Source organism: Porticoccus sp. W117 (genome assembly GCF_030341905.1).
In the GTDB taxonomy this organism is placed as follows: Bacteria; Pseudomonadota; Gammaproteobacteria; order Pseudomonadales; family Porticoccaceae; genus SCSIO-12696.
Genome location: NZ_JATAAF010000012.1, coordinates 1 through 23,214, shown reverse-complemented (window position 1 = coordinate 23,214; position 23,214 = coordinate 1). Strand labels below are relative to the sequence as shown.

Below are 23,214 nucleotides of genomic sequence, written 5' to 3'. Positions count from 1 at the left end.
TATTACATCTCAATGGCGATCTGTTGACCGCCTAAAAAAACAGGGCAGGAAGTGTAACGCACCCCCTGCCACTATTCGACCTTACTCTAGCAAGCGTTACTGGGCAGCCAACGCCTCAACAACTGCGGCACCCATTTCACTGGTGGAGACTTTGACATCGCCATCGGTGTAAATATCGGCGGTGCGCAGACCTTTATCCAGCACGGTGTCAACCGCACTTTCAATGGCATCCGCCGCCGCACTCATATCCAGCGAGTAACGCAACATCATGGCAGCAGAAAGAATGGTCGCCAGCGGGTTGGCAATGCCCTGCCCGGCAATATCCGGGGCAGAGCCGTGACAGGGTTCGTACATGCCCTTGCCGCTGGCATCCAGAGAGGCCGAAGGCAGCATACCAATAGAACCCGTAAGCATCGCAGCGGCATCAGACAGAATATCGCCAAACATATTGCCGGTCACCATCACATCGAACTGCTTGGGCGCGCGCACCAGCTGCATGGCGGCGTTGTCCACGTACATATGGCTCAATTCCACGTCCGGGTAGTCTTTGGCCACTTCTTCCATAATTTCGCGCCACAGAATAGTGGCTTCCAGCACATTGGCTTTGTCTACGGAGCAAACCCGGCCATTGCGCTTGCGAGCGGATTCAAAGGCCACCACGCCAATGCGGCGAATCTCCGACTCGCTGTATTTGTAAGTGTTGTAGCCTTCGCGCTCGCCGTTCTCCAGCTCGCGAATACCCCGCGGAGTGCCAAAGTAAATGCCACCGGTCAGCTCACGCACAATCAGAATATCTAGACCGGATACCACCTCTGGCTTCAGGGAAGACGCATCCGCCAGCTGCGGATAGAGAATCGCAGGGCGCAGGTTGCCAAACAGCTCCAACTCAGAGCGAATACCCAGCAGGCCACGCTCCGGGCGAATGCTGCGCTCGATATTGTCCCACTTGGGGCCACCCACAGCGCCCAGCAAAATGGCGTCTGCCGCTTTAGCCTTGGCGGAGGTTTCTTCCGGGTAAGGTGCACCGTGTTGATCAATGGCTGAACCACCCAACAGGCCGTGATCAATCTCCAGTCCCAGGTTAAATTTTTCATCCGCAGCACGCAGAACGCGCTCCGCTTCGGTGACAATTTCCGGGCCGATACCGTCGCCGGGTAAAATAAGAACCTTCTTCGTCATCTTTTATCTCTCACTTCGCTTTTATTGGTCGCACGTCAGACGTCGCATGTCGCACGCTAAAACCAAGCACCTTTTGTAGGTCGACCTTCAGGTCGACACCCTCGGTGTCTTAGGTGAACAATGTTGTCGGGCTAAAGCCCGACCTACATCGAAGATGTGTTTTTAGCGTGCGACGTCAAGCATGCGACGTGCGACCCAAGTCTTTTTACTTAATCGCCCCAAACAACCAAGGGCATTGCTGTTTCCAACCACCTTCAAACTCACGAATGGCGTCTGCGTCTTGCAAGGTCAAACCGATATCGTCCAGGCCATTGAGTAAACAGTGTTTGCGGAACGGGTCTACGTCGAAGGGAATGTCGTCACCGTCCGGGCGCTTGATCAGCTGGGCGTCCAGATCAATGGTCAACTGATAGCCGTCGTTGGCTTCCGTCGATTTAAATAAATCGTCAACTATATTTTCTTCTAAAACAATGGGTAAGAGGCCATTCTTAAAGCTGTTATTAAAGAAAATATCCGCATAACTGGGAGCAAGAATGGCGCGAAAACCGTAATCCACCAGTGCCCAGGGGGCGTGTTCGCGGCTGGAACCGCAACCAAAGTTTTCCCGCGCCAGCAGAATGGAAGCGCCATTATAGCGGGGCTTATTCAAGGCAAAATCTTCGTTGATCGGGCGCACACTGCAATCCTGCCCCGGATAGCCTTCGTCCAGATAACGCAATTCATCAAACAAATTCACACCAAAGCCGGTGCGCTTAATGGATTTGAGGAACTGCTTGGGGATAATCATATCGGTATCCACATTGGCGCGATCCATGGGCGCAGCGATACCTTGCAGAACGGTGAATTTTTCCATGGTTACGCCTCCATCATCTGGCGAACATCGGTGAAGTGGCCGGCAATAGCCGCGGCCGCCGCCATAGCGGGACTCACCAGATGAGTTCGACCGCCAAAGCCCTGACGGCCCTCAAAGTTACGGTTACTGGTGGAAGCGCAATGCTCACCGTTACCCAGCTTGTCCGCATTCATGGCCAGGCACATGGAGCAACCGGGTTCGCGCCACTCCATACCGGCATCGGTAAAGACTTTATCCAGCCCCTCTGCCTCTGCTTTGGCTTTCACCGCTTGTGAGCCAGGCACAATCAGCACTTGTTTAACGGAATCCGCTACTTTACGCCCTTTGGCCACCGCCGCAGCTTCCCGCAGATCTTCCAAGCGAGAGTTAGTGCAAGAACCGATAAACACCCGATCTACCGGGATACTGCTGATATCCTGCCCCGCTTCCAGGCCCATGTACTCCAGGGCGCGGCTGATGCCATTGCTTTTCACCGGGTCGCTTTCGTCTGCAGGGTTAGGTACGGTGGCGTCCACTGGCAATACCATCTCTGGCGAGGTACCCCAGGACACCTGAGGCTTGATGTCAGTACCGTCCAGCTCCACCACAATATCGAACTCGGCGTCCGCATCGCTATGTAAAGTGTTCCAATAGGCCACTGCCTTGCCCCAATCGTCTCCTTTGGGAGCGTACTCGCGGCCTTTGACATATTCGATGGTGGTATCGTCCACAGCCACCATACCGGCGCGAGCACCCGCCTCAATGGACATATTGCACACTGTCAGGCGCCCTTCCATCGACATATCTCGGAACACCTGGCCACCGAATTCGATAGCGCAACCGTTACCACCCGCAGTGCCAATTTTGCCAATAATGGCCAGCACCACATCTTTGGGCGTAACACCTGCGCCCAGTGTGCCGTCCACACGCACCAGCATATTTTTCATTTTGCGCTGAATCAGGCACTGGGTCGCCAGTACGTGCTCCACTTCAGAAGTACCAATACCGTGAGCCAGGGCACCCAAAGCACCATGGGTGGAGGTATGAGAATCGCCACAAACTACGGTCATTCCCGGCAAGGTAGCGCCCTGCTCCGGGCCCACTACGTGAACAATGCCCTGGCCAGGGTCATTGATGCCGTGCTCAACAATACCGAATTCGTCGCAGTTTTCGTCCAGAGTTTTTACCTGAATCCGAGAAGTTTCGTCTTCAATGCCATCCACACCCGCCAGGCGCTCGGCACTGGTGGTGGGTACATTGTGGTCCGGGGTGGCCAGATTGGCGTCTACTCGCCAAGGCTGGCGATTCGCTAAACGCAAGCCTTCAAAGGCTTGGGGCGAGGTGACTTCGTGCAGCAATTGCCGATCGATATAGATCAGCGCAGTACCGTCGTCGCGCTGCTTGACCAAGTGTGCATCCCACAACTTGTCGTAAAGGGTTTTACCCGCCATTGGCTAATCTCCTGAATGGGTTATAGAGCGTGGCTCGCGAGGGATAAGTGACCGGCATTCTAATCTGCTCTTGCAATAAAATAAATTCATCTTTTTAATACATTGGATTCCCAAAAGGAATTCAATGTGTGAGACGAAAGACGGGAGATGAGAGATGGATACGTCGCTGTTAGAGGCCTTTGTTGTGGTGGCAGAAGCGGAATCTTTTTCTGTGGCGGCGGATCGCTTGCACCTGACTCAATCCGCGGTCAGCAAGCGTATTGCCTTGCTGGAACAACAGCTGGATTGCCGCCTGTTTGACCGCATCGCCCGCACGGTGAGCTTAACCAGCAGTGGCCGTGAATTGCTGCCCAGAGCACGGAGTATTCTTGGAGAACTGCAAGCCACTCGCCAAGCCATTGCCGATCTTAGTGGTTCGGTAAGCGGCACATTGCGTCTGGCTATCAGCCATCATATTGGCCTGCGACGATTACCAAAAGTATTGAAGCGTTTTACCCGGGAATTCCCGGATGTGTCTATCGATATGGCGTTTATGGATTCCGAGAGCGCCTACGACAATATCCTTCATGGCCATTTTGAGTTGGCAATTATTACTCTGTCACCCAAGCCTCACCCAAAAGTCATCGCCCAGAGTATCTGGCCAGATGAGCTGGCGTTTGTGGTGGCGCCAGATCACCCTCTGACGGAAACGCCATTTGCAGTAGAGCAGCTGCAAAACTACCCGGCCATTTTGCCGGAGCTCAACACCCACACCAGTCAAATTGTTACAGAGCTGTTTGCGGCGCAGCATTTAAAGCTCAATACCACCATGACCACCAACTATTTGGAAACCATCAAGGGTATGGTGGCTATTGGCATGGGTTGGAGTCTGTTGCCGCTGAGCATGCTCGACAACACGGTGACCGCCCTGCCCGCAAACGACCTGAAATTGGAACGGCAGTTAGGGTATATCCACCACAAAGAAAAAACCCTGTCCAATGCGGCCAGGGCGTTAATTGAGATGCTTCGGGCTACGGGCTGCTAGCTACGAGCAGACTGAGCGAAATTGTCATCCTGAGCGCAGCGAAGGATCTCTTTACAAGCGGATAGATGTGAGATTCTTCGCTACGCTCAGAATGACGGGATACCACCAATCTGCTCGCTGCCCGAAGCCCGCCGCTCGCAGCCGAACTAAAACTGATCTTCAGCCAACTCCATCGTGGCTTCGTGACCAGAAATAATCGCCTGCATATAGCCCAGAGTACGGGGCAATACTTGTTCAGCAAAGAAGCGTGCTGTAATCAATTTGTTCTTGTAGAACTGGGCATCGCCGTCACCGGCGTCCAGTTTCGCCTGCGCTGCCAAGGCGGATTGCGCCAGCAGTGAACCCGCTGCCGTAGTACCCAACAGCATCAGCAGGTTAAAGGACACCGCGCCAGGGAAACTCCAGTCCGCCATCACGTTGGTGAAAATATGGCGAATGGCTTTGTCACTGGCATACAACGCCTGCCCAAGGCCTTTGTGAATTTCCCGCAGGGGTTTGCCGGCAGCCTCTACTTGGGCAAGGGTTTTCTGGAATTCTGCAGCCAACTCTTGCAAAGATTTACCTTGATCCTTCAGCAGTTTGCGGCCAATTAAATCCAACGCCTGAATGCCGTTGGTACCTTCATAAATAGGCAGAATACGAGCATCGCGCTGGTGTTGTGCAGCGCCGGTTTCTTCCACAAAACCCATGCCGCCGTGAATCTGCACACCCAGATAAGTGACTTCCTGAGCCATTTCCGTACACCAGCCTTTCACCAATGGCGTCAACAGGTCTACGCGACGCTGATGGAAAGCCGCCTGTTTTTCATCCGGATTATGTAGGGATTTATCCACATGGGCCGCCGCCTCATAGGCCAACACACGACCTGCTTCGATCTGGCTGCGCATCAGCATCAGCATACGGCGCACATCCGGGTGTTTGATAATGGGCACTCGGCCATCCACACCGATCATCTCGCCTTGAACGCGGTCGCGAGCGTAATCGCGAGCCTGCTGGTAGGCGCGCTCACCCAGTGACACCCCCTGCAAACCCACCGACATTCGGGCGTGGTTCATCATCGCGAACATATACTTGAGGCCTTGATTCTCTTCGCCCACCAAGTAACCCACTGCGCCGCCTTCATCACCGTAACTCAGTACACAGGTTGGGCTGGCATGGATGCCCATTTTGTGTTCCACCGAAACCGGATAGAGGTCATTGGCTGCTGTAGTAGCGCCATTTTCATCGTGGAGGTTTTTCGGCACGATAAACAGGGAAATGCCTTTCACCCCTTCCGGTGCATCCGGGGTGCGCGCCAGCACCAAGTGGATAATGTTGTCAGTGAAATCGTGATCTCCCCAGGTAATAAAGATTTTCTGGCCACTGATCAGGTAATGGTCGCCCTGGGGAACTGCCTTGGTGCGAATGGCCGCCAGATCGGTGCCAGCCTGAGGCTCGGTAAGGTTCATCGTGCCCGCCCACTCACCGGAGATCAGCTTGGGCAAGTAAAATTGTTTCTGTTCATCACTGCCGTAATTTTCAAGAGCGGCGATCACCCCTTTACCCAACAGTGGGCAGAGGCTAAACGCCAGGTTGGCACTCTGGCACATTTCGTCCAAGGCAGCACCCAGCAGATGGGGCATACCTTGCCCACCGTATTCTGCGTTGCCCGCCAAACCTGGCCAACCGCCCTGTACCATTGCGGTATACGCTTCTTTCAGACCCGGAGCCGCAACCACTTTCTTGTCTACTACTTTGGAGCCCGCTTCGTCCGCATCCCGGTTGGTGGGAGCAATTACTTCACCAAAAAAGCGACTGCCTTCAGCGAGTACCGCTTCAACGATATCGTCTGTAGCCTGTTCATAGCCGGGAAGTTGAGCGATATCGCCCAAGCCGAGAACGTCTTGTAGAAGGAATTGAATATCTTGCAGGGGCGCCTGATAGTCGGACATGGTGTCTCCTTAAAGAATCACAACAATGATTTTTATTTGTCCAACGATAGTATGGAATTATCCCGTGGTGATAGACCGTTTCGTGACTGGGGAGTTTTGAGAATTGACCAGATATCGAATTTTGGTCACGGCCTTCGAAAGGCTATCAGTCGCCACGCTTTAGTGAATCGGGGTTAGCAACATCCCCTTGCTCGTTCAGCCCCGGGTACTCAAGCCCCTTGGCTTTGCAATAATCCGCAATCACCGGATGGCACCATTCAAACAGGGTTTTGTGATATTGCTGATCCGGCAGGCGACGTTGATCGTAAAAGCCCGCAGCTTGACGTTGGCGTTGAGCTTCAGAAAGGATAATGGCGCAGGCGACACTGACGTTAAACGATTCCACCATACCCAGCATGGGCACAGTAATTTCCTGATCGACCGCGGCCAGCGCTCCATCGCTCACCCCTTCCCGCTCGGCACCCAATAACAGAGCCGTGGGTTGGCAGTAATCTACCTGGCGAAAGTCCACCGCTTTTTCCGAAAAGTGCGCAGCGACAATTTGAAAGCCTTTGGATTTCAGCGCCTCGATAGGCTCGGCCACACTTGGCCAGATATTGGCCTGCACCCATTTTTGGCTGCCCATGGCAGTGCCGGTGTGGGGGCGATATTCGCCTTTGGAGTAAACCGCGTGAATTTCCGGAATACCGACGGCATCGCAGGTGCGCACAATGGCAGAGAGATTCTGCCCCTTGTGCACATCGTCGGTTATTACGGTTAGGTCGGGTTGTCTTTTATTAAGGACCGCCGATATTCGCTGGAAACGTTCAGGTGTCACGTTACTGAATAGTGTGGCTATTGGAGCCCATCTGCTGGGTAAAGGTTTCCGCACTCATGGGCTTGCCATAGAGGAAGCCCTGGGCGAAGCGGCAGCCAACACCGTGGAGGTATTTTTCCTGAATGGTACGCTCTACACCTTCTGCCACCACATCCACACCGAGCACATCGCCGAGGCCGATAATGGCGCGCAGCAGGCTGTCGTTCTGCTTGCCAATTTTGATGTCGTTCATCAGTTTGCGATCCACCTTGATCACACTCACTGGCAGCTCTTTCAGATAACCGTAGGGCGCCTTGCCGGTACCAAAATCGTCGATGGAAACCGCGACACCAATATCCGCCAGTTTTTCAATAAACTGTTTACTGTGACTCAGATCCACCAAAATGCTTTTCTCAGATATATCCAGCATCAGGCATGATGCAGGCAGGCCGGATTTTTCCAGGGCACGCTCCACCATTGTGGGAAATTTCTTGTCCTGCATCTGGGTAAGAGACACGTTCACCGACATAAACTGTATCGGTGCACCCTGATCGCGCCATTTGCTCATGCGCTCACAAGCGGACTCCAAAGCCCAGTTACCCAGCTCGCGAATCAGACCCGCCTGCTCCGCCAGAGGGATGAAAGTATTGGGCATTACCTGGCCACGGGAGTGGTGGTTCCAGCGCATCAGCGCTTCGCAACCAATCACTTCGCCGGTATGAATCAGCACCTGGGGTTGGTACACCAGTGACAGCTGATTGCGTGGGATCGCCATGCGCAGTTCCGAGTTGAAGAACAGATCGGAATTCTCATTGTTAGCCTGTTTGGCGGACAGGTAGTAGTAACCATTACGACCTTCGGCCTTGGCTTTGTACATGGCCGCATCAGCACCCTTCATCAGGGTAATCAAGTCTTCGCCATCATCAGGGAACACACCAATACCAACACTGGCAGACACATAAAATTCTTTGTCGTGGAGGTTAAACGGCAGCTCGAATATACCGAGGATTTTCTTCGCCAAGCCGCGTACTTCGTCGTTACCACCCACATTTTCGGCAATAATGGTGAACTCGTCACCGGCCAAACGGGAAACGGTATCCGCTTCGCGGACAATACCCCGCAGGCGCTCACCCACTTCTTTCAGCAGGCTGTCGCCCACGTGGTGGCCCAGGGTATCGTTGATCTGCTTGAACTCATCCAGGTCGATAAAGTACACCGCCAGACGGTCTTTCACACGACGTGCCCGCTTGATGCCTTGATCCAGGCGGTCGAGGAACAGGCGACGGTTGGGCAAGCCGGTCAGGGAATCATGGTTGGCCAGGTAGCGCAGCTCTTCCTGAGAGCGTTTCAGGTCAGTCACGTCAGAGAAAAACGCCACGTAGTTGCTTACTTCACCATCGGCATCGTAAACGGTTTTCAGGGTCATACGGCCAGAGAACAACTCACCGGATTTGCGCTTGCTCCACACCTCGCCGCGCCATACGCCGCGCTTTTTCAGGTCGCGCCAAACCTTTTTATAGAAAGACACATCCTGGCTGGCAGTGCGCGGCAAGCCGAGTTTTTCACCCAGTACATCTTCGGCGCTAAAGCCGGTAATTTCGGTGAAGGAGTTGTTGACTGATTCGATCACCCGACGGTTGTCAGTTACCACAATAGCATCGGCGGTAAAAGAGAATATCTTGGATGACAACCGCAGCTGCTCTTCCAGCTCTTTCTCGCGAGTCAGGTCCACCGATACACAGTGGATCATATCCACACTGCCACTGCCGGATTCATGGCTCTGAAAGTGGTGGCGGAAAAAACGGCCATTAATAGGCTGGTAGGACATAAATTTGCCCCCCTTCCTGGCGCGCTCAATATCACGCAACAGTCCGGGAGAGCTTCGGAATACCTGGCGGGCATCGCTACCGGTCACGGCCTTGCTGGCGTCGGCAACATTCTTTTGGGCGCGACCGCGAATTTCAGCAATGCGACCATGGCTATCAATGGACCACACCATCACTGGAGAAGAAGAGGAAATCACATCCAACAGCAGGCTTTTGTTGTCCATCTGGTGCTGTTGGCGACGCTGCAACAAGTCCGAGTACAACACCGCAGATACACACAGCCAGACAATCGCCGTCATCACCAGCAGTTGCCACAGGTTGGTACCGCTTTCCATGTTCTGCACCAACAGCAGTTCAATCAGGGCGAACAGTACTGTGATGCCGATCTGTTGTTTGATGTAACGCCAGTCCAAGGCTCTTCTCCGTAATATCCATGTGGGTCATATTGAGAACCACAAACATTATTATTGTGACGCAGTTCCGATTTGAATTATACGCAGTTCCATTGGATAGTCACCGCATTAGGCAGCACTAATGCTTAAACGGTAGCTAAGACGGCCTGAGTGCGAAGATAGTATTAGAAATTTGCCACTCATAGAGTTTTATATACCGCTGAGAAAGCTCATGACCGCCCAATACACTCAGACTGTTGATATTAAGCTCGCGGCAAAAGCGCCGAGAACCCAGTAACAAGGCCATGCGAAGTAGAAAGTGATATGAATAAATGGTGCGGGTAGACGGAAAAATTTGTCTGGAACAAATTTTGGCAGCCGCAGGCTGGCCCACAGGGCCGAGCGCAGGACGCGCGAATCACTTGAGCCGGCGGTTCAAGTCCTGCCTCGATTCATACAAGACATATCGGCCTTATTGGCCGTGGCGAGTATATAAAAGTGTGGTGCCCGGAGCCGGACTTGAACCGGCACGACCGTGAGGTCGGGAGATTTTAAGTCTCCTGTGTCTACCAATTTCACCATCCGGGCGACGGTATGCACAGTTGCCAGAGTGGCGTGCAGAGAAAGTGGAGGCGCGGGCCGGAATCGAACCGGCATCAGCGGATTTGCAATCCGCGGCATAACCATTTTGCTACCGCGCCAAGTGCCGCCTGCGGGCGACGAAGGCGGCTATTCTAGGGAATCTCGAAAAAGAATCAAGCGCTTCTCGCCCCTGCTATGAAATCACTACAGGGAATCGGATTTCACCAGCTCATCCCAGGCGGCTTTCAGGTACACGTACATAGACCACAGAGTGAGAATCACCGCCCCGTAGAGCAGCACCAAGCCGATAATGTGGTACACCCTGTCAGTCTCCGGGTTAAAGAACAACAATACACTGATGGCCACCATTTGCAGGGCGGTTTTCAGTTTGCCCACCATAGACACCGCGACGCTGGCGCGCTGGCCAATTTCCGCCATCCACTCGCGCAGGGCCGACACCACTATTTCGCGGCCGATAATTACCAACGCCGGTACCGCAAACAGAAAGCTGGGGTTGGCCTCCAGCAACAGAATCAACGCCGCGCTGACGCTGAGTTTATCCGCCACCGGGTCCAAAAAAGCACCAAAGGGCGTGCTCTGCTCCAACTTGCGGGCCAGATAGCCATCGAGCCAATCAGTAATTGAGCCAAGAATAAATATCCCCGCCGTTACCGGATAGCGCCACTCCCAGGGCAGGTAAAAAACGACGATAAAAATCGGGATCAACGCGATTCGCATCAGCGTCAGAATGTTTGGGAGGTTCCACATATAAAAGGGCTCGGTTCTTTTCGTTTTCTATATTGTTGTTGCTATCCCGTCATTCCCGCGAAGGCGGGAATCCATGTATTTCAGTGCTTCGTGACAATATGGATCCCCGCCTGCGCGGGGATGACGACCTTCAGGGTGGTAATAACGAACTTGGAATTTCAACTTACTCGTTGTGAAGTGCACTGTAAATAGTTTCTGCCAGTTTTCGGCTAACGGTTGGCACTCGCGCCAGGTCTGCCACACTGGCCTGCTGTACCTGTTGCAGACCACCAAAAAACTTCAGCAGTTCACGACGTCGTTTAGGGCCAATACCCGGTATACCTTCCAGTGGCGAGGTGCGGCGCTTTTTGTCGCGGCGCTGTTTGTGGCCGGTAATGGCAAAACGGTGGGCTTCGTCCCGTACTTGCTGTATCAGATGCAGCACAGATTGTTCGGCAGCCAACTCCCGATCGCCCTCGTCCGTGGCCAGGTACAGTGTTTCCAGTCCGGGCTTTCGGGTTACACCTTTGGCAATACCAACAAGGGCCACCCCCACTACACCCAGTTCGGCAAGAATGTCCGCCGCCTTGTGCATCTGCCCTTTGCCGCCGTCGATAAACAGCACATCCGGCAGCTTGCCCTCGCCCTTTTGAATGCGGGTGTAACGCCGCTTCAACGCCTGGGCCATAGCGGCATAGTCGTCGCCGGGGGTAATGCCGTCGATATTAAAGCGGCGGTAATCGGATTTTACCGGGCCACTGTGATCGAACACCACGCAGGAGGCCACTGTGGCCTCACCACTGCTGTGGCTGATATCAAAACACTCGACTCTTTGGGGCACATCTTCCAGTTCCAACATGCCCCCCAAGGTTTCAAAGCGGCTGCTCAAAGAGGCCAGTGCCGCTACTCGCCCGGAGAGGTTTTCAGCAGCAGTGCGAGTCGCCAGCTCCAGCCAGCGGGCACGGGTGCCACGCACCTGGTGCTTGATGTGCAGGCGTCGCCCTACCTGCTGACTCAGCACCTGCTGAATTAAATCGCTGTCGGAGATTTCGCCGTTAACGACAATTTCTTCCGGCGGGTCTGCGGCACCGCGACCACGCAAGTACAGTTGCGGAACAAAATCCGCCAGCAGCTCCGCAGCTGTCGTCGCCAGGGGCACTTTGGGATGATAGCTGCGGCTGCCCAATATTCGTCCGCCGCGTACGTAGAGCACATGCACACAGCAGTGGTCCCCCTCCATAGCGGCGGCCACCACATCGCAATTGCCACTGCCACTTTCGATCACCTGCTGGGCTTGCACTTTGCGCAGCGAGGCAATCTGGTCGCGCAGCTCGGCAGCGCGCTCAAACGCCAACTGCGCTGAGGCCTGCTCCATCTGCTGTTCGAGCACCCCCATCAGGGAGTCGGCGGTGCCATCCAGAAACAGTCGGCTGTGTTTCACATCCCGTTGATAGTCTTGCTCATCAACCAGGCCCACACAGGGAGCGGTACAACGCTTGATCTGGTATTGCAGGCAGGGCCGTGAGCGATTGCGAAAGAAGCTGTCTTCGCACTGGCGTACGCGAAACGTTTTTTGCAAAAAACTCAACGTTTCCCGCACCGCCTGCACGCTGGGAAAAGGGCCAAAGTAGGTACCCTTGCGTTTTTTCATGCCCCGGTAAAAGCCCAGGCGGGGAAACTGATCCCGATCTGACAGAAAGATGTAGGGGTAGGATTTATCGTCCCGCAGCAGAATATTATAGGGCGGACGGTACTGCTTGATCAGGTTTTGTTCGAGGATCAGTGCTTCCGCTTCGGTCTCGGTCACCGTCACTTCAACGCCGCCAATACGGCTTACCAAAGCGCGAGTTTTTGGCGCCAGACCACTTTCTCTGAAATAGCTACTGACCCGCTTACGCAGGTTTTTCGCTTTTCCCACATAAAGCACTTTGCCCTCAGCGTCGAGCATCTGATAGATGCCCGGACGTTGGGTAAGCTGTTTAAGAAAGGCCTTGCTGTCAAACGAAGCAGAAGAGCTCATAGGCTTTCGGATGGGTCCACCAGGCCGTGGCGCACCGCCGCCAAAGTCAGTTCCACATCGTTGCTGACACCAATTTTGTCATAAATGCGGTACTTGTGGGTGTTGATGGTCTTGGGGCTGATTTTGATAATCGCAGCCACTTCGTTAGCGCGGTAGCCGCTGGTAATCATCTGGGCGATTTGCAACTCTCTTTCGGTAAGCTGAGCAAAGGGTGAGCCACCTTCAACCCCCTTGAGACTGCCAACCGCCATCTGGCGGGCCACTTCTGGGCTGATGTAGGAGTCCCCCGCCATTACTGTATCCAGAGCACTGCGCACTTCGCTGGCATCGGCGTTTTTGGCAATATAGCCGCGGGCGCCAGCACGCAACATTTTGGTGGGATAGAGTTCATCACTGGCGGCGCTAAGGCCAATTACAATCACTTCGGGGAACAGGGAGGTCAGCCGCGATGTGGCTTCAATGCCCCCCATGCCGGGCATACGAATGTCCATAAACACCACATCCGGCTTGTGATCACGCACCAGATCAATGGCCTCCTCGCCACTGGTGCCTTCGGCGACAATTTCAATATCCTCCACCTCAGCGAGCAAACGGCGGATGCCCAGCCGCACCAGATCGTGATCATCTACCAGTACTACCCGTGTCATCTGAATCCCCACCTATCCCTCACTTGCACCCCATTAGAGTGCCTTGAAGCCTATCACCCTTGTAAGATATTTCCTACAAAAATGGGGACAAATTGGCGGTTTTGAAATGGCTTTTAAAGCACTATGATTAACCGTCAAAGCAGCTTCTATATGGATATAAACGTGAAAATAACAAACAACGTATTACTTCTTTTATCTGCCGCTCTACTGTCTGCCTGTGGCGGAGGCGGTGGTGGCAGTGATAACAGCGGCCAGACAACACCCCCAGCCTTCCAACAGGGCGTGTTCCAGGCTGCCAGCAATTTCGAGGCCCGCTGCCAAACGCCACGCACGGGCACCAACCCGGCAACCGGCACGGCCTACCCGGATAGGCAGGGCTCTACGTTGCAGGAAAACAACTGGTTGCGTTCCTGGAGTAATGACCTGTACCTGTGGTACGACGAAATCGTCGATCGCAACCCGGCAGATTTCAGCGATACCGAAAGCTACTTTGAACAACTGAAAACCAACGCCCTTACCTCCTCTGGCAACCCGCGGGACCAGTTTCACTTTACCTTTGATACCGAGCGCTGGCGCCAGCTGTCGCAATCCGGGGTATCCGCCGGTTACGGCGCCAACTTTGCGGTTTTGCAAACCACGCCGCCACGCAGAATTGTGGTGGCCTATGTGGAGCCTGGCTCCCCTGCCGCCAATGCTGGCCTGAGCCGCGGCACCGAGGTGCTGCGAGTGGATGGTGTTGATGCGGTCAATGGTGGTACACAGGCTGATGTAGATGTTATTAATGCTGGCTTGTCTCCCAGTGCCGCTGGTCAGTCACACACTTTTGTTGTGCAGGATGTGGGGGCGACATCCAGCTACAGCGTTACATTGCAGTCTGGCAACATCACGTCAACGCCGGTACTAACCACCGACATTATCAACACCAGCAGCGGCGATGTGGGCTATATCCTGTTTAACGATCATATCGCCACCGCCGAACAGCAATTGCTGGACGCAGTCACTCAAATGGCTAACGCCAATATCACCGACCTGGTGCTGGACCTGCGCTACAACGGCGGCGGTTTTCTCTCCATCGCCAGCCAAATGGCCTATATGATCGCCGGTTCCAGCGCTACCTCTGGGCGTACCTTCGAGAACCTGGTGTTTAATGACAAGCACCGGGTCAACAATCCAGTCACTGGTGAGCGTCTGGCGCCCAGCCCATTTCGCTCAACCACTACCGGGCTTTCTGCCACTGCGGGGCAGGCACTGCCTTCCCTCAACCTGTCACGGGTATTTGTACTCACCACTGCCGACACTTGCTCCGCCAGCGAGGCCATCATCAACGGCTTGCGAGGCATCAATGTGGAGGTAATCCAGATCGGCTCCACTACCTGCGGCAAACCCTACGGTTTTTATCCCCAGGACAACTGTGGTACCACCTATTTCACCATTCAGTTTGCCGGTGAAAACGACGTTGGCTTCAGCGATTACAGCGACGGTTTTTCACCTGCCAACGCCACCAGCAATGTCGGCGAACCAGTGGCTGGCTGCGCAGTGGCTGATGACTATTCAAGGCCGCTGGGTGACCCGGCAGAACGCCTGCTGGCCACCGCATTGCAATACCGCATTGATCGCACCTGCCCTACCCCCAGCGCGATTGTTGCACGACAGAGAATTGACAGCGGCGCGGCACTGGAAGTACCGGGAGGCGGCGTAGTGGGCAAGCCACTGTGGTTGCAAAATCGCATTCTGGAGCGCAACTGATGGCCGCTAAAGCCCTGCTGGTAAGTTTGCTGATCGCCATATTGCCCGGCTGCCAGTTACCGGCAGCAAGCGATGCCACACCTGCGCTTCTGGTGCGTGGTGAGCAACAGTCAGCGACACATCCACTGTCTGGGCTGATTTCCAGTGTACTGAATGGTGCCAATGTCACATTGGCGGATGATGCGTTTTACAACAGCAGCGAAGTGATTATTGAAGGCCCACGCCTGGGGCGAACCTTCGAAAAACCCAACCACTTTCGCCTGTGGTGGGACAACGGCGATTGTGTGTTGGAGCACGTTGAGAGCAAACAGAAATACACTTTGTTTGGTTTACAGTGTGTGGAGGAAACTCATTTAAGCACATATTGAACAAACACTGGTCATTGCGAGGCAAATCGGCTTTCCTGAAGATTTGTCTCGCAATGGCGGAATCAGATAGCCTACAAATTCCTCGCCACGAATTCCTGAATGGTTTTCAGGTCATTGTCTTTCACCGTATAGCGCTCCTTGCGCTCAAACAGATCGGCCATATGGTGGGGCAATGGCGGATCCTGGGGGTAACCTGCCTTGCGCACCGCTTCCGGGAACTTCGCCGGGTGGGCGGTGGACAGGCACACCATGGGCACATCGGTACCGCGGCGGCAGGCACGGGCGGCGTCTACACCGGTAGCTGTGTGGGGGTCTAACAGATAATCGCTGTTGTCGTATTCCCTGGCGATAACTTCCACCATGCGGTCATCGTCGCAGCGGTAGCTGGAAAACAGCTCACGCGCTTTTGCCAGAGCCGTTTCTTCCATTGACGCCTGACCATTGTTGAAGTCTGACATCAGCTGGCGAATGGCCTCGCCGTCGCGGTTGTAAAGGTCAAACAGCAGGCGCTCAAAGTTGCTGGAAATCATAATATCCATGCTCGGCGACAAGCTGTGTACCAGCGGCTGTTTGCTGAAATCGTTGTTGCTGATACAGCGGTGCAGCACGTCGTTGGCGTTGGTGGCAATCACCAGTTGTTCAATGGGCAGGCCCATTTGCTTGGCAATATAGCCGGCAAAAATATCGCCAAAATTGCCGGTGGGTACACTGAAAGAAACCGCCCGATGAGGGCCACCCAATGACAGCGCCGCGTGGAAGTAGTACACCACCTGGGCCATGATGCGCGCCCAGTTAATGGAATTTACCGCCGCCAATTGACGATCTTCCGGCAGGAAGGACTGATCCGCAAAGCTGGCTTTCACCATGTTCTGGCAATCGTCGAAGTTGCCTTCCAGGGCGATGTTGTGAACATTGGGCTCCAGGATGGAAGTCATCTGGCGACGCTGCACATCGGATACCCGGTTGTGTGGGTGCAAAATAAAAATGTCGATGTTCTTGCAGCGCTTGCAACCTTCAATAGCGGCAGAGCCGGTATCACCGGAAGTGGCGCCCATTACTACTACTTTCTGACCGCGCTTTTCCAACAGGTGATCAAACAGGTTGCCGAGAAATTGCAGGGCAAAATCTTTAAACGCCAAGGTAGGGCCGTGAAACAGCTCCATTACCCACAGGTTGTTTTCCAACTGCACCAGTGGCGCCACGGCGCTGTGGCGAAACGTCTGATAGGAACGGTCGATAATGTCTTTGAGGTCGGCGTCTTCAATTTCGCCATCCACAAAGGGCTTGATCACTTCAAAGGCCAGCTCGTTGTAGGGCAAACCCGCCCAGGCGGCGATTTGCTCACGGCTGAATTGGGGGATATTTTCCGGCACATAGAGGCCGCCGTCAGTAGCCAGGCCAGTAAGCACAGCCTCTTCAAAACTTAACGCCGGCGCCTGACCGCGAGTAGAAATATAGTGCATTACAATGCCTCCACACGAATGCGGGCTACTTTGTCCTTCACCTCTTGCAGCGCCTCTACCTGGGCGATGGCATTGAGTACAGTACTTTCTTTAGCGGCCCCAACCAACAGAATAACCGGCACCACCGGTTCGTCGCTCTCGTGCTCTTTCTGAATCAGAGACTCAATATCGAGGCCGTTATCCGCCATAATAGTGGTGATATTTGCCAGTGTTCCGGGGTGATCTTCCACCATTAGCCGCAAATAACTGGCACTGACCGAATCGGCGATATCCAGCACAAGCGGGGGGTTGGGGTGAGAAGCGTTGTAGCCCAGATGCCCTGTTCTGAATTCCGGCGCCATACTCAGGGTACGAGCCAGATCGACAATATCAGAAATGACCGCTGAGGCAGTAGGTTCGGCGCCGGCGCCGGCGCCGTAATACAGGGTTGGCCCAACCGCATCGCCCTGCACCATCACCGCATTCATTACCCCATCCACATTGGCCAGCAAACGGCGCTCACCCACCAGTGCCGGGTGTACTCGCAGCTCTACGCCCAAATCGGTTTTGCGGGCTATGCCCAGGTGCTTGATGCGATAGCCCAGCTCTTTGGCGTACTCCACATCCTGGGGTTCTATTTTGCTGATGCCCTCGGTAAATACCTTGTCGAATTGCAGAGGAATACCAAAAGCCAGAGAGGCCAGAATAGTGAGTTTGTGGGCGGCGTCGATGCCCTCCACATCAAAGGTGGGGTCGGCTTCGGCGTAACCCAGCTCCTGAGCCTGTGTGAGCACGGTATCAAAGTCCACACCCTTGTCGAACATCTCGGTAAGAATAAAGTTGCCAGTGCCGTTGATAATGCCCGCAAGCCACTCAATACGGTTGGCCACCAGGCCTTCGCGCATGGTCTGAATAATGGGAATACCGCCAGCCACAGCGGCCTCGTAGTGCACCGCCACACCCTGTTGTTCAGCAGCGGCAAATATGTCGTTACCGTGCAGAGCAATCAATGCCTTGTTGGCAGTCACTACGTGCTTGCCGTTGGCAATGGCCTTCATCACCAGTTCATAAGCGGTGGTGGTGCCACCAATCATCTCCACCACCACGTCCACTTCGGCATTGTCGGCCACGTCAAAAATATCGCGGGTAACGGCGACTCCTGAAGTATCGCAATCGTCCCGGTCGCGGCGCGCGCCTACCTGAACAATATCCACCGGAATGCCGGCCCGTGCGTTGATGTCCTCAATGTTACGGCGCAGTACGTTGAACGTACCGGAACCCACCGTGCCCAAGCCACAGATACCCAATTTGAGTGATTTCAAGGTGCCTCCCAAGGCGTTTGCGATGGCGGCCTGAAGATAGAAGTTAGCCGCCTGAAAACGGCCACGACCTTACCCACAGCCACAGACAGTGTCAATGACGCATTGGCAGTATATGTATGCTTTGGTGAGAGAGTTGGTCAGACCCGAAAAATTGCTGAACGCACCTTAAAGCCCAAGAACACTTCTCAATCTGCTGGCAGGCAGGTAACCGGGGATCAGGGTGCCATCACTGAGCACCATGGCCGGGGTACCGGTCAGGCCCATTTTTTCCACCATTTGCAGATGGTTGGCAATGGCCTCGGTTTTGCAATCTCTACGCGGTAAGTCGTAACCCTGCTTGGCTCGATCCATGGCTTGCAAAGGGTCATCGGCACACCATACCGAACGTATTTTGTGCTCTGATGCTGAATCCATACCGGCACGGGGAAAGGCCAAATAGCGGACTTCCACACCGAGGGCATTAAGCGCCGGTATTTCCTGGTGCATCTTGCGGCAGTAGCCGCAGTCGATATCCGTAAACAAATGAACCACCGCCTTGGTGGCACCACTGGCTTTATACACCACCATATCGTCTACATTAGCGGCTTGAATCAGATCACGGCGAATGGGCGCGTACACGCCATCCAGCCAGTTTTCGATACGGCCCAGGCTGGTTTTGTTGAGATCTCCCTGAATAAAGTAACTGCCATCAGCGGATGTATAGATACTGGGGCCGCCGACAATCTGTACGTGGTACAAACCATCGATAGGAGTGGCAATAATATTGGTGAAGTTCAAGTCCGGGCGCCATTTTTTCAGACCAGCAAGAATCTTTTGTTGTTGCTGATCCGTCACTTCCGCCAAGGCATTGAGAGAACAGAAAGCAAAAGCCAGAAAAGCGATCCAGGTACGTACAGCTGTCATTGGGTTATCCAGATTGAGTCGATAGCGATTGGAGTCTAGGGCAAGGTGGTGGTTCCCGGCAACACTCGAATAGGTACGCTTTTTTACCCTCTGGGGTGATGCTTGGCATGCAGTTCCTGCATCCGCGCATTGGCGATATGGGTGTATATCTGAGTGGTGGACAGGTCGCTGTGCCCCAACAGTAACTGCACCACCCGCAGGTCAGCACCGTGATTCAGCAGATGGCTGGCAAAGGCATGGCGCAGGGTATGGGGGGACAGTGGCTTGCTGATTCCCGCTGTGGTTGCACACTGTTTGATGCGATACCAGAAGGTTTGCCGGGTCATTTGTTGGCCGCGAGTGCTGGGGAACAACACATCACTCTGGCGGCCATTGAGTAGCTCCGGGCGCCCATGGCGCAGGTAGCGCTCCAGCCAATCCTGAGCCTCCAGGCCCAGTGGCACCAGGCGTTCTTTACTGCCCTTACCAAATACCCTTATCACCCCCTGACGCAGATTCACCTGTGGGATGGTCAACCCCACCAGCTCGGACACTCGCAGTCCACAGGCGTAGAGCACTTCCAGCATGGTGCGATCCCGCAAGCCGATGGCCTGACCGAGATCCGGAGCATTCAACAGTCGCTCGACATCTTCTTCGGTCAAGGTTTTCGGCAATGGCCGCCCCAGGCGAGGGTTATCGATATTATTGGTGGGGTCTTGCTGCAGGTGATTTTCTCGCACCTGATAACGGTAGAAACCCCGCAAACAGGAAAGCATTCGCGCTATGGAACGGGCTGCCAACCCCTGCTGCTGGCGATGGGCCAGATAGTCCTGCAGCTGGTAAGCACTGGCATTTAACAACGGGCTTTGCAGCCAGTTGGCAAACTGTTTTAGATCCCGGCGATAGGCAGCGAGGCTGTGCTCACTGAGCCCCCGTTCCATCCACACCGCGTCCAAATAGTGGTCAATAAGCTGTTGGTTATCCATCGACATGGGTGCTACTTTACACGGCATAAAGGGTCTGTTGACGCATCATCTCCACCTCTGCTGAGAGCGATTTTTGCGCTCAACAAGGCGTAAAGAGTGCTGTGTAGTTATTCTACATAAGCGATTTACAACGCAGTGGAGCGCAAAAATAGCCTCAGCCCCGTATTTTCTAACGAAAGGGGTTGGCACTGAAAAGGCGCCCCTCGTTGTTGCTCGTCGCTCATTTGGAATGACCAAACCACTCTCCTCGCGCCTAGATGGACGCCTTTTCAGCCGCCAACAGTGGCGGATATGATACGTCAACAGACCCTGAATGGAAGCGAGTTCAAAAATGAAACAATCTCTGGAAACTGACCGCCTGATTATTCGCCCCATGATGGAGAGTGATTTCGATAGCTACCTAACCTATGCCCAAGATATACAGGTCATGGCCTTTATCCGCGAAGTGGGCACCGTAGAGGAAATCCGCGAGCACTTTAATGGCTATATGGGCACTTGGAAGGGAGAGGAAAATATCTGGATGGGCGCTGCAGTTACCTTAAAAGAAAGCCGTGCATTGATTGGCGATATCGGATTTCGCTATCGAGATAAAGCCAGCGAAATTATCGAGATCGGTTACAAATTCAATCGCCACTACCACGGTTGCGGTTACGGCTATGAAGCCATGGAAGCCTTTGTCGAATTGATCAAGCAGGGTTGGCCCGTACACAAACTGGTAGCCTACGCGGACCCGGAAAATACCGCGTCAGTGCGGTTGATGGAAAAGCTGGGGTTGAAGAAAGAGGGTCACTTTGCATCCCATTACAAGCTGGGGAATCGCTGGACGGATGAAGTGGCTTATGGGTTGGTGGTTTGACCCATTATCACCCTGGGCCGCGCAGCGGCGTGAGACAAAATGGGCGCCGTAGACATCCCGTAGAGACGAAAGAGGAAGCATCAGAGAGTACCTACAAAATATTAACCCCCTGTTTTTTGACTTTTTTTGCCAGCTTTTTAGTTTCACCCCGAGCAGCCACAAGAAATATATCCCCCTCTCCTTCAAAACCCTGCACAAGGGATTCCAGAACTTTATCATCGGAAAAATAAAATCCTTTCGGCTTAAAGGCAATAATGTATACCGGTTGTTCCTGACAGTATTTGACCACCTTTTGCGCTACCCAGGCAGAGCGCACGTTCTTCTGTGCACCTAGCACTTGCTTCATCTTTTCCAGCAATGGTTGATCAATTACCGGGCTTACGTATTTATCTTTCAGCGATGCCGAGTCTCTTTCTGCCTGTGCCTTTTGGTGAATCTCATTTGCGCTTTCAGCTTCTTTCCACCAGGCCTCCGCAGCCTGATTCTGATTATTATCCAGCAAATACTGATAGCCCAAATGGGCCGCTTCCGAAATAGTATCAGGGCTTTTAAAGGCAATACGCAGGTGCTCCAGCCCTTCGTCATCCTTTTTTGTCAACAAAATACGTCCGATATAGTAAGCAGCTCCCACGCTACCCTTGTGCCTTGATTGAAATGCGCGATACAGTGGCAGTGCCTCATCCTCGCCAATGAACTCGTGGCTCCACGAGGCATAATCCCACAGTTCATCATCCGTGAGTGCAGCGGTCTCTCTGTTGGCGAATTCCGCTAATGATTTTTGCGCCCCTTTCACATATTCATAGCGATCTTTCCACTTGCCTGCATTGGCTTCCATCCACCGAGCATCAAAATATTCCAATGTTTTTTCATACAATTCCTCCAACCACTCTTGCGCTGCATTATTTTCGGATATTTCAGGCAACAACACTTCTTGACCCAAAGCCTTGACGCGATCATGCAGACTGGGATGGGTATCAGAATAGCGTGTTTCAACTTCAAGTGCCTTACCAACACGGTCAGCCAGCTCATCACCCTGAATAGGGTTTGACGTCAAAAAAGATGCGAGTCCGCCATAAGGCTTATGTGGAGGTTCAGATACCTTATCGGCCTGCTTAAAGTAAGATGACCAAAACTTTTCATCAATATACGGAGCCAATGCGTGCACATTGACAAGTGCCTTTATCGCTACAGGGGGAGACACAAGCTCCGCTGAAATAGCATCTGCTTCGTACTCGTTATTCCTGGCCAAGGCAAATGAATAAGCAGAAAAATAAGGTGAGTACCACTCAAAAAAACGCCTCATCAGACTGGCTCCAAAGGAGCCATTGCCTGAGAACGCATGCATAACACGATCCCAGCTCACACGAACGCGGTATATCCAACCAGAGAATCGACTATGATTGCCAGACAGGTGGCCAAACTCATGAGCAAGGACAGATCGCATTTCTTGCGGTGACAAAGCCAGCAATAATTCCAAACCTAAAAACAAGATATTTTGCTGGCCGCCTAAAATTCCGTATTTAGGGTGCTGTACAACGCCAGCATTAAGTTCTTCAGTCAAAATAACACGATGAATTTTTAGTGCTTTTAGACTTTTTGTCAGGTTATCAATTTCAGCAAATAGCTTTGGGTAGTCTTTTCGTGCGAGCTCATATCCCTCTGGTCTATCAAACTTTACCCAGAGCGCTTTAAAAAATGTCCAGATCGCAAATATAACGACAAAAATAATTTTTTTCTTTATCAACAAAAATAGCAGGCTTGAACTCACAAAGGCCAGTGCCACCATGCCACCGACCATACCCAGAAGCAATAAGAGGATCGTAAATATCACCACATAACCCAGGACAGCAAAGAGCGCCAGTCGAGTTTTATAGCTATTGATATTACGTGCTGAGTCTTTTTCTGCTTTTTGAACAACTGCTATGAACTGCTCTTCAGTTTTGATCGTCATTGCTTGCACCTCACAATATCCGTATTAATCCATCTGTGTTAATGGAAAACCATAACAGTATGGGCAAACTTATATCAACAAAAAAAGGGGCGGCTAAATAGCCGCCCCAGACTGCTGACAAAGTCCTCGCCCTCGTGCGGGGACTTTTTATAATGGGGCATGTTAAAAGACCGCCCCCAAACCCAGTCCACTATGGAGTTCGTCAGCATTGACGAGCTAGTTCCTGCCGACCAC

At 53.4% G+C, this 23,214-nt stretch carries 18 protein-coding genes and 2 tRNA genes; 4 read left to right on the top strand and 16 right to left on the bottom strand.

The genetic code is table 11. The features are described 5' to 3' along the window. Positions 1–96: 96 nt before the first annotated feature. The 3 genes from leuB to leuC all read right to left on the bottom strand — a co-directional run bounded on the left by leuB (position 97) and on the right by leuC (position 3,462). Positions 97–1,179 (bottom strand): 3-isopropylmalate dehydrogenase, encoded by a 1,083-nt coding sequence (leuB, locus tag QSV34_RS09875; protein WP_289154254.1) that lies wholly within the window; start codon positions 1,177–1,179, stop codon positions 97–99. A gap of 205 nt (positions 1,180–1,384) precedes the next feature. Beyond that, positions 1,385–2,032, bottom strand: a complete 648-nt coding sequence (leuD, locus tag QSV34_RS09870) for a 3-isopropylmalate dehydratase small subunit (RefSeq protein ID WP_289154253.1) — start codon at positions 2,030–2,032, stop codon at positions 1,385–1,387. 2 nt (positions 2,033–2,034) lie between these two features. Beyond that, positions 2,035–3,462 carry a 3-isopropylmalate dehydratase large subunit gene (leuC, locus tag QSV34_RS09865; protein ID WP_289154251.1) on the bottom strand — a complete coding sequence of 476 codons (1,428 nt, stop codon included), beginning with the start codon at positions 3,460–3,462 and terminating at the stop codon, positions 2,035–2,037. Positions 3,463–3,616: 154 nt separating this feature from the next. Between leuC and QSV34_RS09860 the strand changes: the two genes are divergently transcribed. Further along, positions 3,617–4,486, top strand: coding sequence for a LysR family transcriptional regulator (locus tag QSV34_RS09860; RefSeq protein WP_289154249.1), 870 nt, complete (start codon positions 3,617–3,619; stop codon positions 4,484–4,486). A 146-nt stretch (positions 4,487–4,632) separates the two neighbouring features. Here the strand turns inward: QSV34_RS09860 and QSV34_RS09855 are convergent, their stop codons facing one another. The 8 genes from QSV34_RS09855 to QSV34_RS09820 all read right to left on the bottom strand — a co-directional run bounded on the left by QSV34_RS09855 (position 4,633) and on the right by QSV34_RS09820 (position 13,427). Continuing rightward, positions 4,633–6,417, bottom strand: coding sequence for an acyl-CoA dehydrogenase (locus tag QSV34_RS09855; RefSeq protein WP_289154247.1), 1,785 nt, complete (start codon positions 6,415–6,417; stop codon positions 4,633–4,635). Positions 6,418–6,562: 145 nt separating this feature from the next. Next, a complete protein-coding gene (trmH, locus tag QSV34_RS09850) occupies positions 6,563–7,234 on the bottom strand; it encodes a tRNA (guanosine(18)-2'-O)-methyltransferase TrmH (protein ID WP_289154245.1) in 672 nt (223 codons plus the stop codon). 1 nt (position 7,235) lies between these two features. Then, positions 7,236–9,452 carry a putative bifunctional diguanylate cyclase/phosphodiesterase gene (locus QSV34_RS09845; protein WP_289154244.1) on the bottom strand — a complete coding sequence of 739 codons (2,217 nt, stop codon included), beginning with the start codon at positions 9,450–9,452 and terminating at the stop codon, positions 7,236–7,238. 480 nt (positions 9,453–9,932) lie between these two features. Next, positions 9,933–10,019 (bottom strand) — tRNA-Leu (locus QSV34_RS09840). Positions 10,020–10,058: 39 nt separating this feature from the next. After that, positions 10,059–10,132, bottom strand: a tRNA-Cys gene (locus QSV34_RS09835). A gap of 85 nt (positions 10,133–10,217) precedes the next feature. Further along, a complete protein-coding gene (gene pgsA / locus QSV34_RS09830; protein ID WP_289154242.1) occupies positions 10,218–10,781 on the bottom strand; it encodes a CDP-diacylglycerol--glycerol-3-phosphate 3-phosphatidyltransferase in 564 nt (187 codons plus the stop codon). Positions 10,782–10,944: 163 nt separating this feature from the next. Then, positions 10,945–12,780: an excinuclease ABC subunit UvrC gene (gene uvrC / locus QSV34_RS09825; RefSeq protein WP_289154240.1), complete on the bottom strand. Its 1,836-nt coding sequence runs from the start codon at positions 12,778–12,780 to the stop codon at positions 10,945–10,947. Next, on the bottom strand, positions 12,777–13,427 hold the full coding sequence (locus QSV34_RS09820; RefSeq protein WP_289154238.1) for a response regulator: 651 nt from the start codon (positions 13,425–13,427) through the stop codon (positions 12,777–12,779). The genes uvrC and QSV34_RS09820 overlap by 4 nt, the downstream gene beginning before the upstream one ends. Positions 13,428–13,589: 162 nt before the next feature. Here QSV34_RS09820 and QSV34_RS09815 point away from each other — a divergent pair, with 162 nt between their 5' ends. Continuing rightward, a complete protein-coding gene (locus QSV34_RS09815) occupies positions 13,590–15,173 on the top strand; it encodes a S41 family peptidase (protein WP_289154236.1) in 1,584 nt (527 codons plus the stop codon). After that, positions 15,173–15,541: a hypothetical protein gene (locus QSV34_RS09810; RefSeq protein ID WP_289154234.1), complete on the top strand. Its 369-nt coding sequence runs from the start codon at positions 15,173–15,175 to the stop codon at positions 15,539–15,541. The genes QSV34_RS09815 and QSV34_RS09810 overlap by 1 nt, the downstream gene beginning before the upstream one ends. A 71-nt stretch (positions 15,542–15,612) precedes the next feature. Here the strand turns inward: QSV34_RS09810 and thrC are convergent, their stop codons facing one another. The 4 genes from thrC to xerD form a co-directional block, all read right to left on the bottom strand. After that, positions 15,613–17,004, bottom strand: a complete 1,392-nt coding sequence (gene thrC / locus QSV34_RS09805; protein WP_289154231.1) for a threonine synthase — start codon at positions 17,002–17,004, stop codon at positions 15,613–15,615. Then, entirely contained in the window at positions 17,004–18,305 is a 1,302-nt protein-coding gene (locus tag QSV34_RS09800; protein WP_289154228.1) for a homoserine dehydrogenase, read from the bottom strand. Before QSV34_RS09800 ends, thrC begins: the two co-directional genes overlap by 1 nt. A gap of 165 nt (positions 18,306–18,470) precedes the next feature. Further along, a complete protein-coding gene (locus QSV34_RS09795) occupies positions 18,471–19,208 on the bottom strand; it encodes a DsbC family protein (protein ID WP_289154226.1) in 738 nt (245 codons plus the stop codon). An 83-nt stretch (positions 19,209–19,291) separates the two neighbouring features. Then, positions 19,292–20,200, bottom strand: a complete 909-nt coding sequence (xerD, locus tag QSV34_RS09790) for a site-specific tyrosine recombinase XerD (protein ID WP_289154224.1) — start codon at positions 20,198–20,200, stop codon at positions 19,292–19,294. 304 nt (positions 20,201–20,504) lie between these two features. Between xerD and QSV34_RS09785 the strand changes: the two genes are divergently transcribed. After that, positions 20,505–21,029 (top strand): GNAT family N-acetyltransferase, encoded by a 525-nt coding sequence (locus QSV34_RS09785; protein WP_289154221.1) that lies wholly within the window; start codon positions 20,505–20,507, stop codon positions 21,027–21,029. Between the two features lie 91 nt (positions 21,030–21,120). On the opposite strand, the gene QSV34_RS09780 is transcribed toward QSV34_RS09785, so the two are convergent. Then, positions 21,121–22,980, bottom strand: a complete 1,860-nt coding sequence (locus tag QSV34_RS09780; protein WP_289154219.1) for a M48 family metalloprotease — start codon at positions 22,978–22,980, stop codon at positions 21,121–21,123. Positions 22,981–23,214: the final 234 nt, after the last annotated feature.

What these genes read in the sequence shown, in the direction of transcription:
- QSV34_RS09785 (WP_289154221.1), top strand. Translation starts at nt 20,505, where the DNA reads ATGAAACAATCTCTGGAAACTGACCGCCTGATTATTCGCCCCATGATG.
- uvrC (WP_289154240.1), bottom strand. Translation starts at nt 12,780, where the DNA reads ATGAGCTCTTCTGCTTCGTTTGACAGCAAGGCCTTTCTTAAACAGCTT.
- QSV34_RS09860 (WP_289154249.1), top strand. Translation starts at nt 3,617, where the DNA reads ATGGATACGTCGCTGTTAGAGGCCTTTGTTGTGGTGGCAGAAGCGGAA.
- QSV34_RS09820 (WP_289154238.1), bottom strand. Translation starts at nt 13,427, where the DNA reads ATGACACGGGTAGTACTGGTAGATGATCACGATCTGGTGCGGCTGGGC.
- leuD (WP_289154253.1), bottom strand. Translation starts at nt 2,032, where the DNA reads ATGGAAAAATTCACCGTTCTGCAAGGTATCGCTGCGCCCATGGATCGC.
- QSV34_RS09780 (WP_289154219.1), bottom strand. Translation starts at nt 22,980, where the DNA reads ATGACGATCAAAACTGAAGAGCAGTTCATAGCAGTTGTTCAAAAAGCA.
- QSV34_RS09810 (WP_289154234.1), top strand. Translation starts at nt 15,173, where the DNA reads ATGGCCGCTAAAGCCCTGCTGGTAAGTTTGCTGATCGCCATATTGCCC.
- QSV34_RS09795 (WP_289154226.1), bottom strand. Translation starts at nt 19,208, where the DNA reads ATGACAGCTGTACGTACCTGGATCGCTTTTCTGGCTTTTGCTTTCTGT.
- pgsA (WP_289154242.1), bottom strand. Translation starts at nt 10,781, where the DNA reads ATGTGGAACCTCCCAAACATTCTGACGCTGATGCGAATCGCGTTGATC.
- QSV34_RS09855 (WP_289154247.1), bottom strand. Translation starts at nt 6,417, where the DNA reads ATGTCCGACTATCAGGCGCCCCTGCAAGATATTCAATTCCTTCTACAA.
- xerD (WP_289154224.1), bottom strand. Translation starts at nt 20,200, where the DNA reads ATGCCGTGTAAAGTAGCACCCATGTCGATGGATAACCAACAGCTTATT.
- thrC (WP_289154231.1), bottom strand. Translation starts at nt 17,004, where the DNA reads ATGCACTATATTTCTACTCGCGGTCAGGCGCCGGCGTTAAGTTTTGAA.
- leuC (WP_289154251.1), bottom strand. Translation starts at nt 3,462, where the DNA reads ATGGCGGGTAAAACCCTTTACGACAAGTTGTGGGATGCACACTTGGTC.
- leuB (WP_289154254.1), bottom strand. Translation starts at nt 1,179, where the DNA reads ATGACGAAGAAGGTTCTTATTTTACCCGGCGACGGTATCGGCCCGGAA.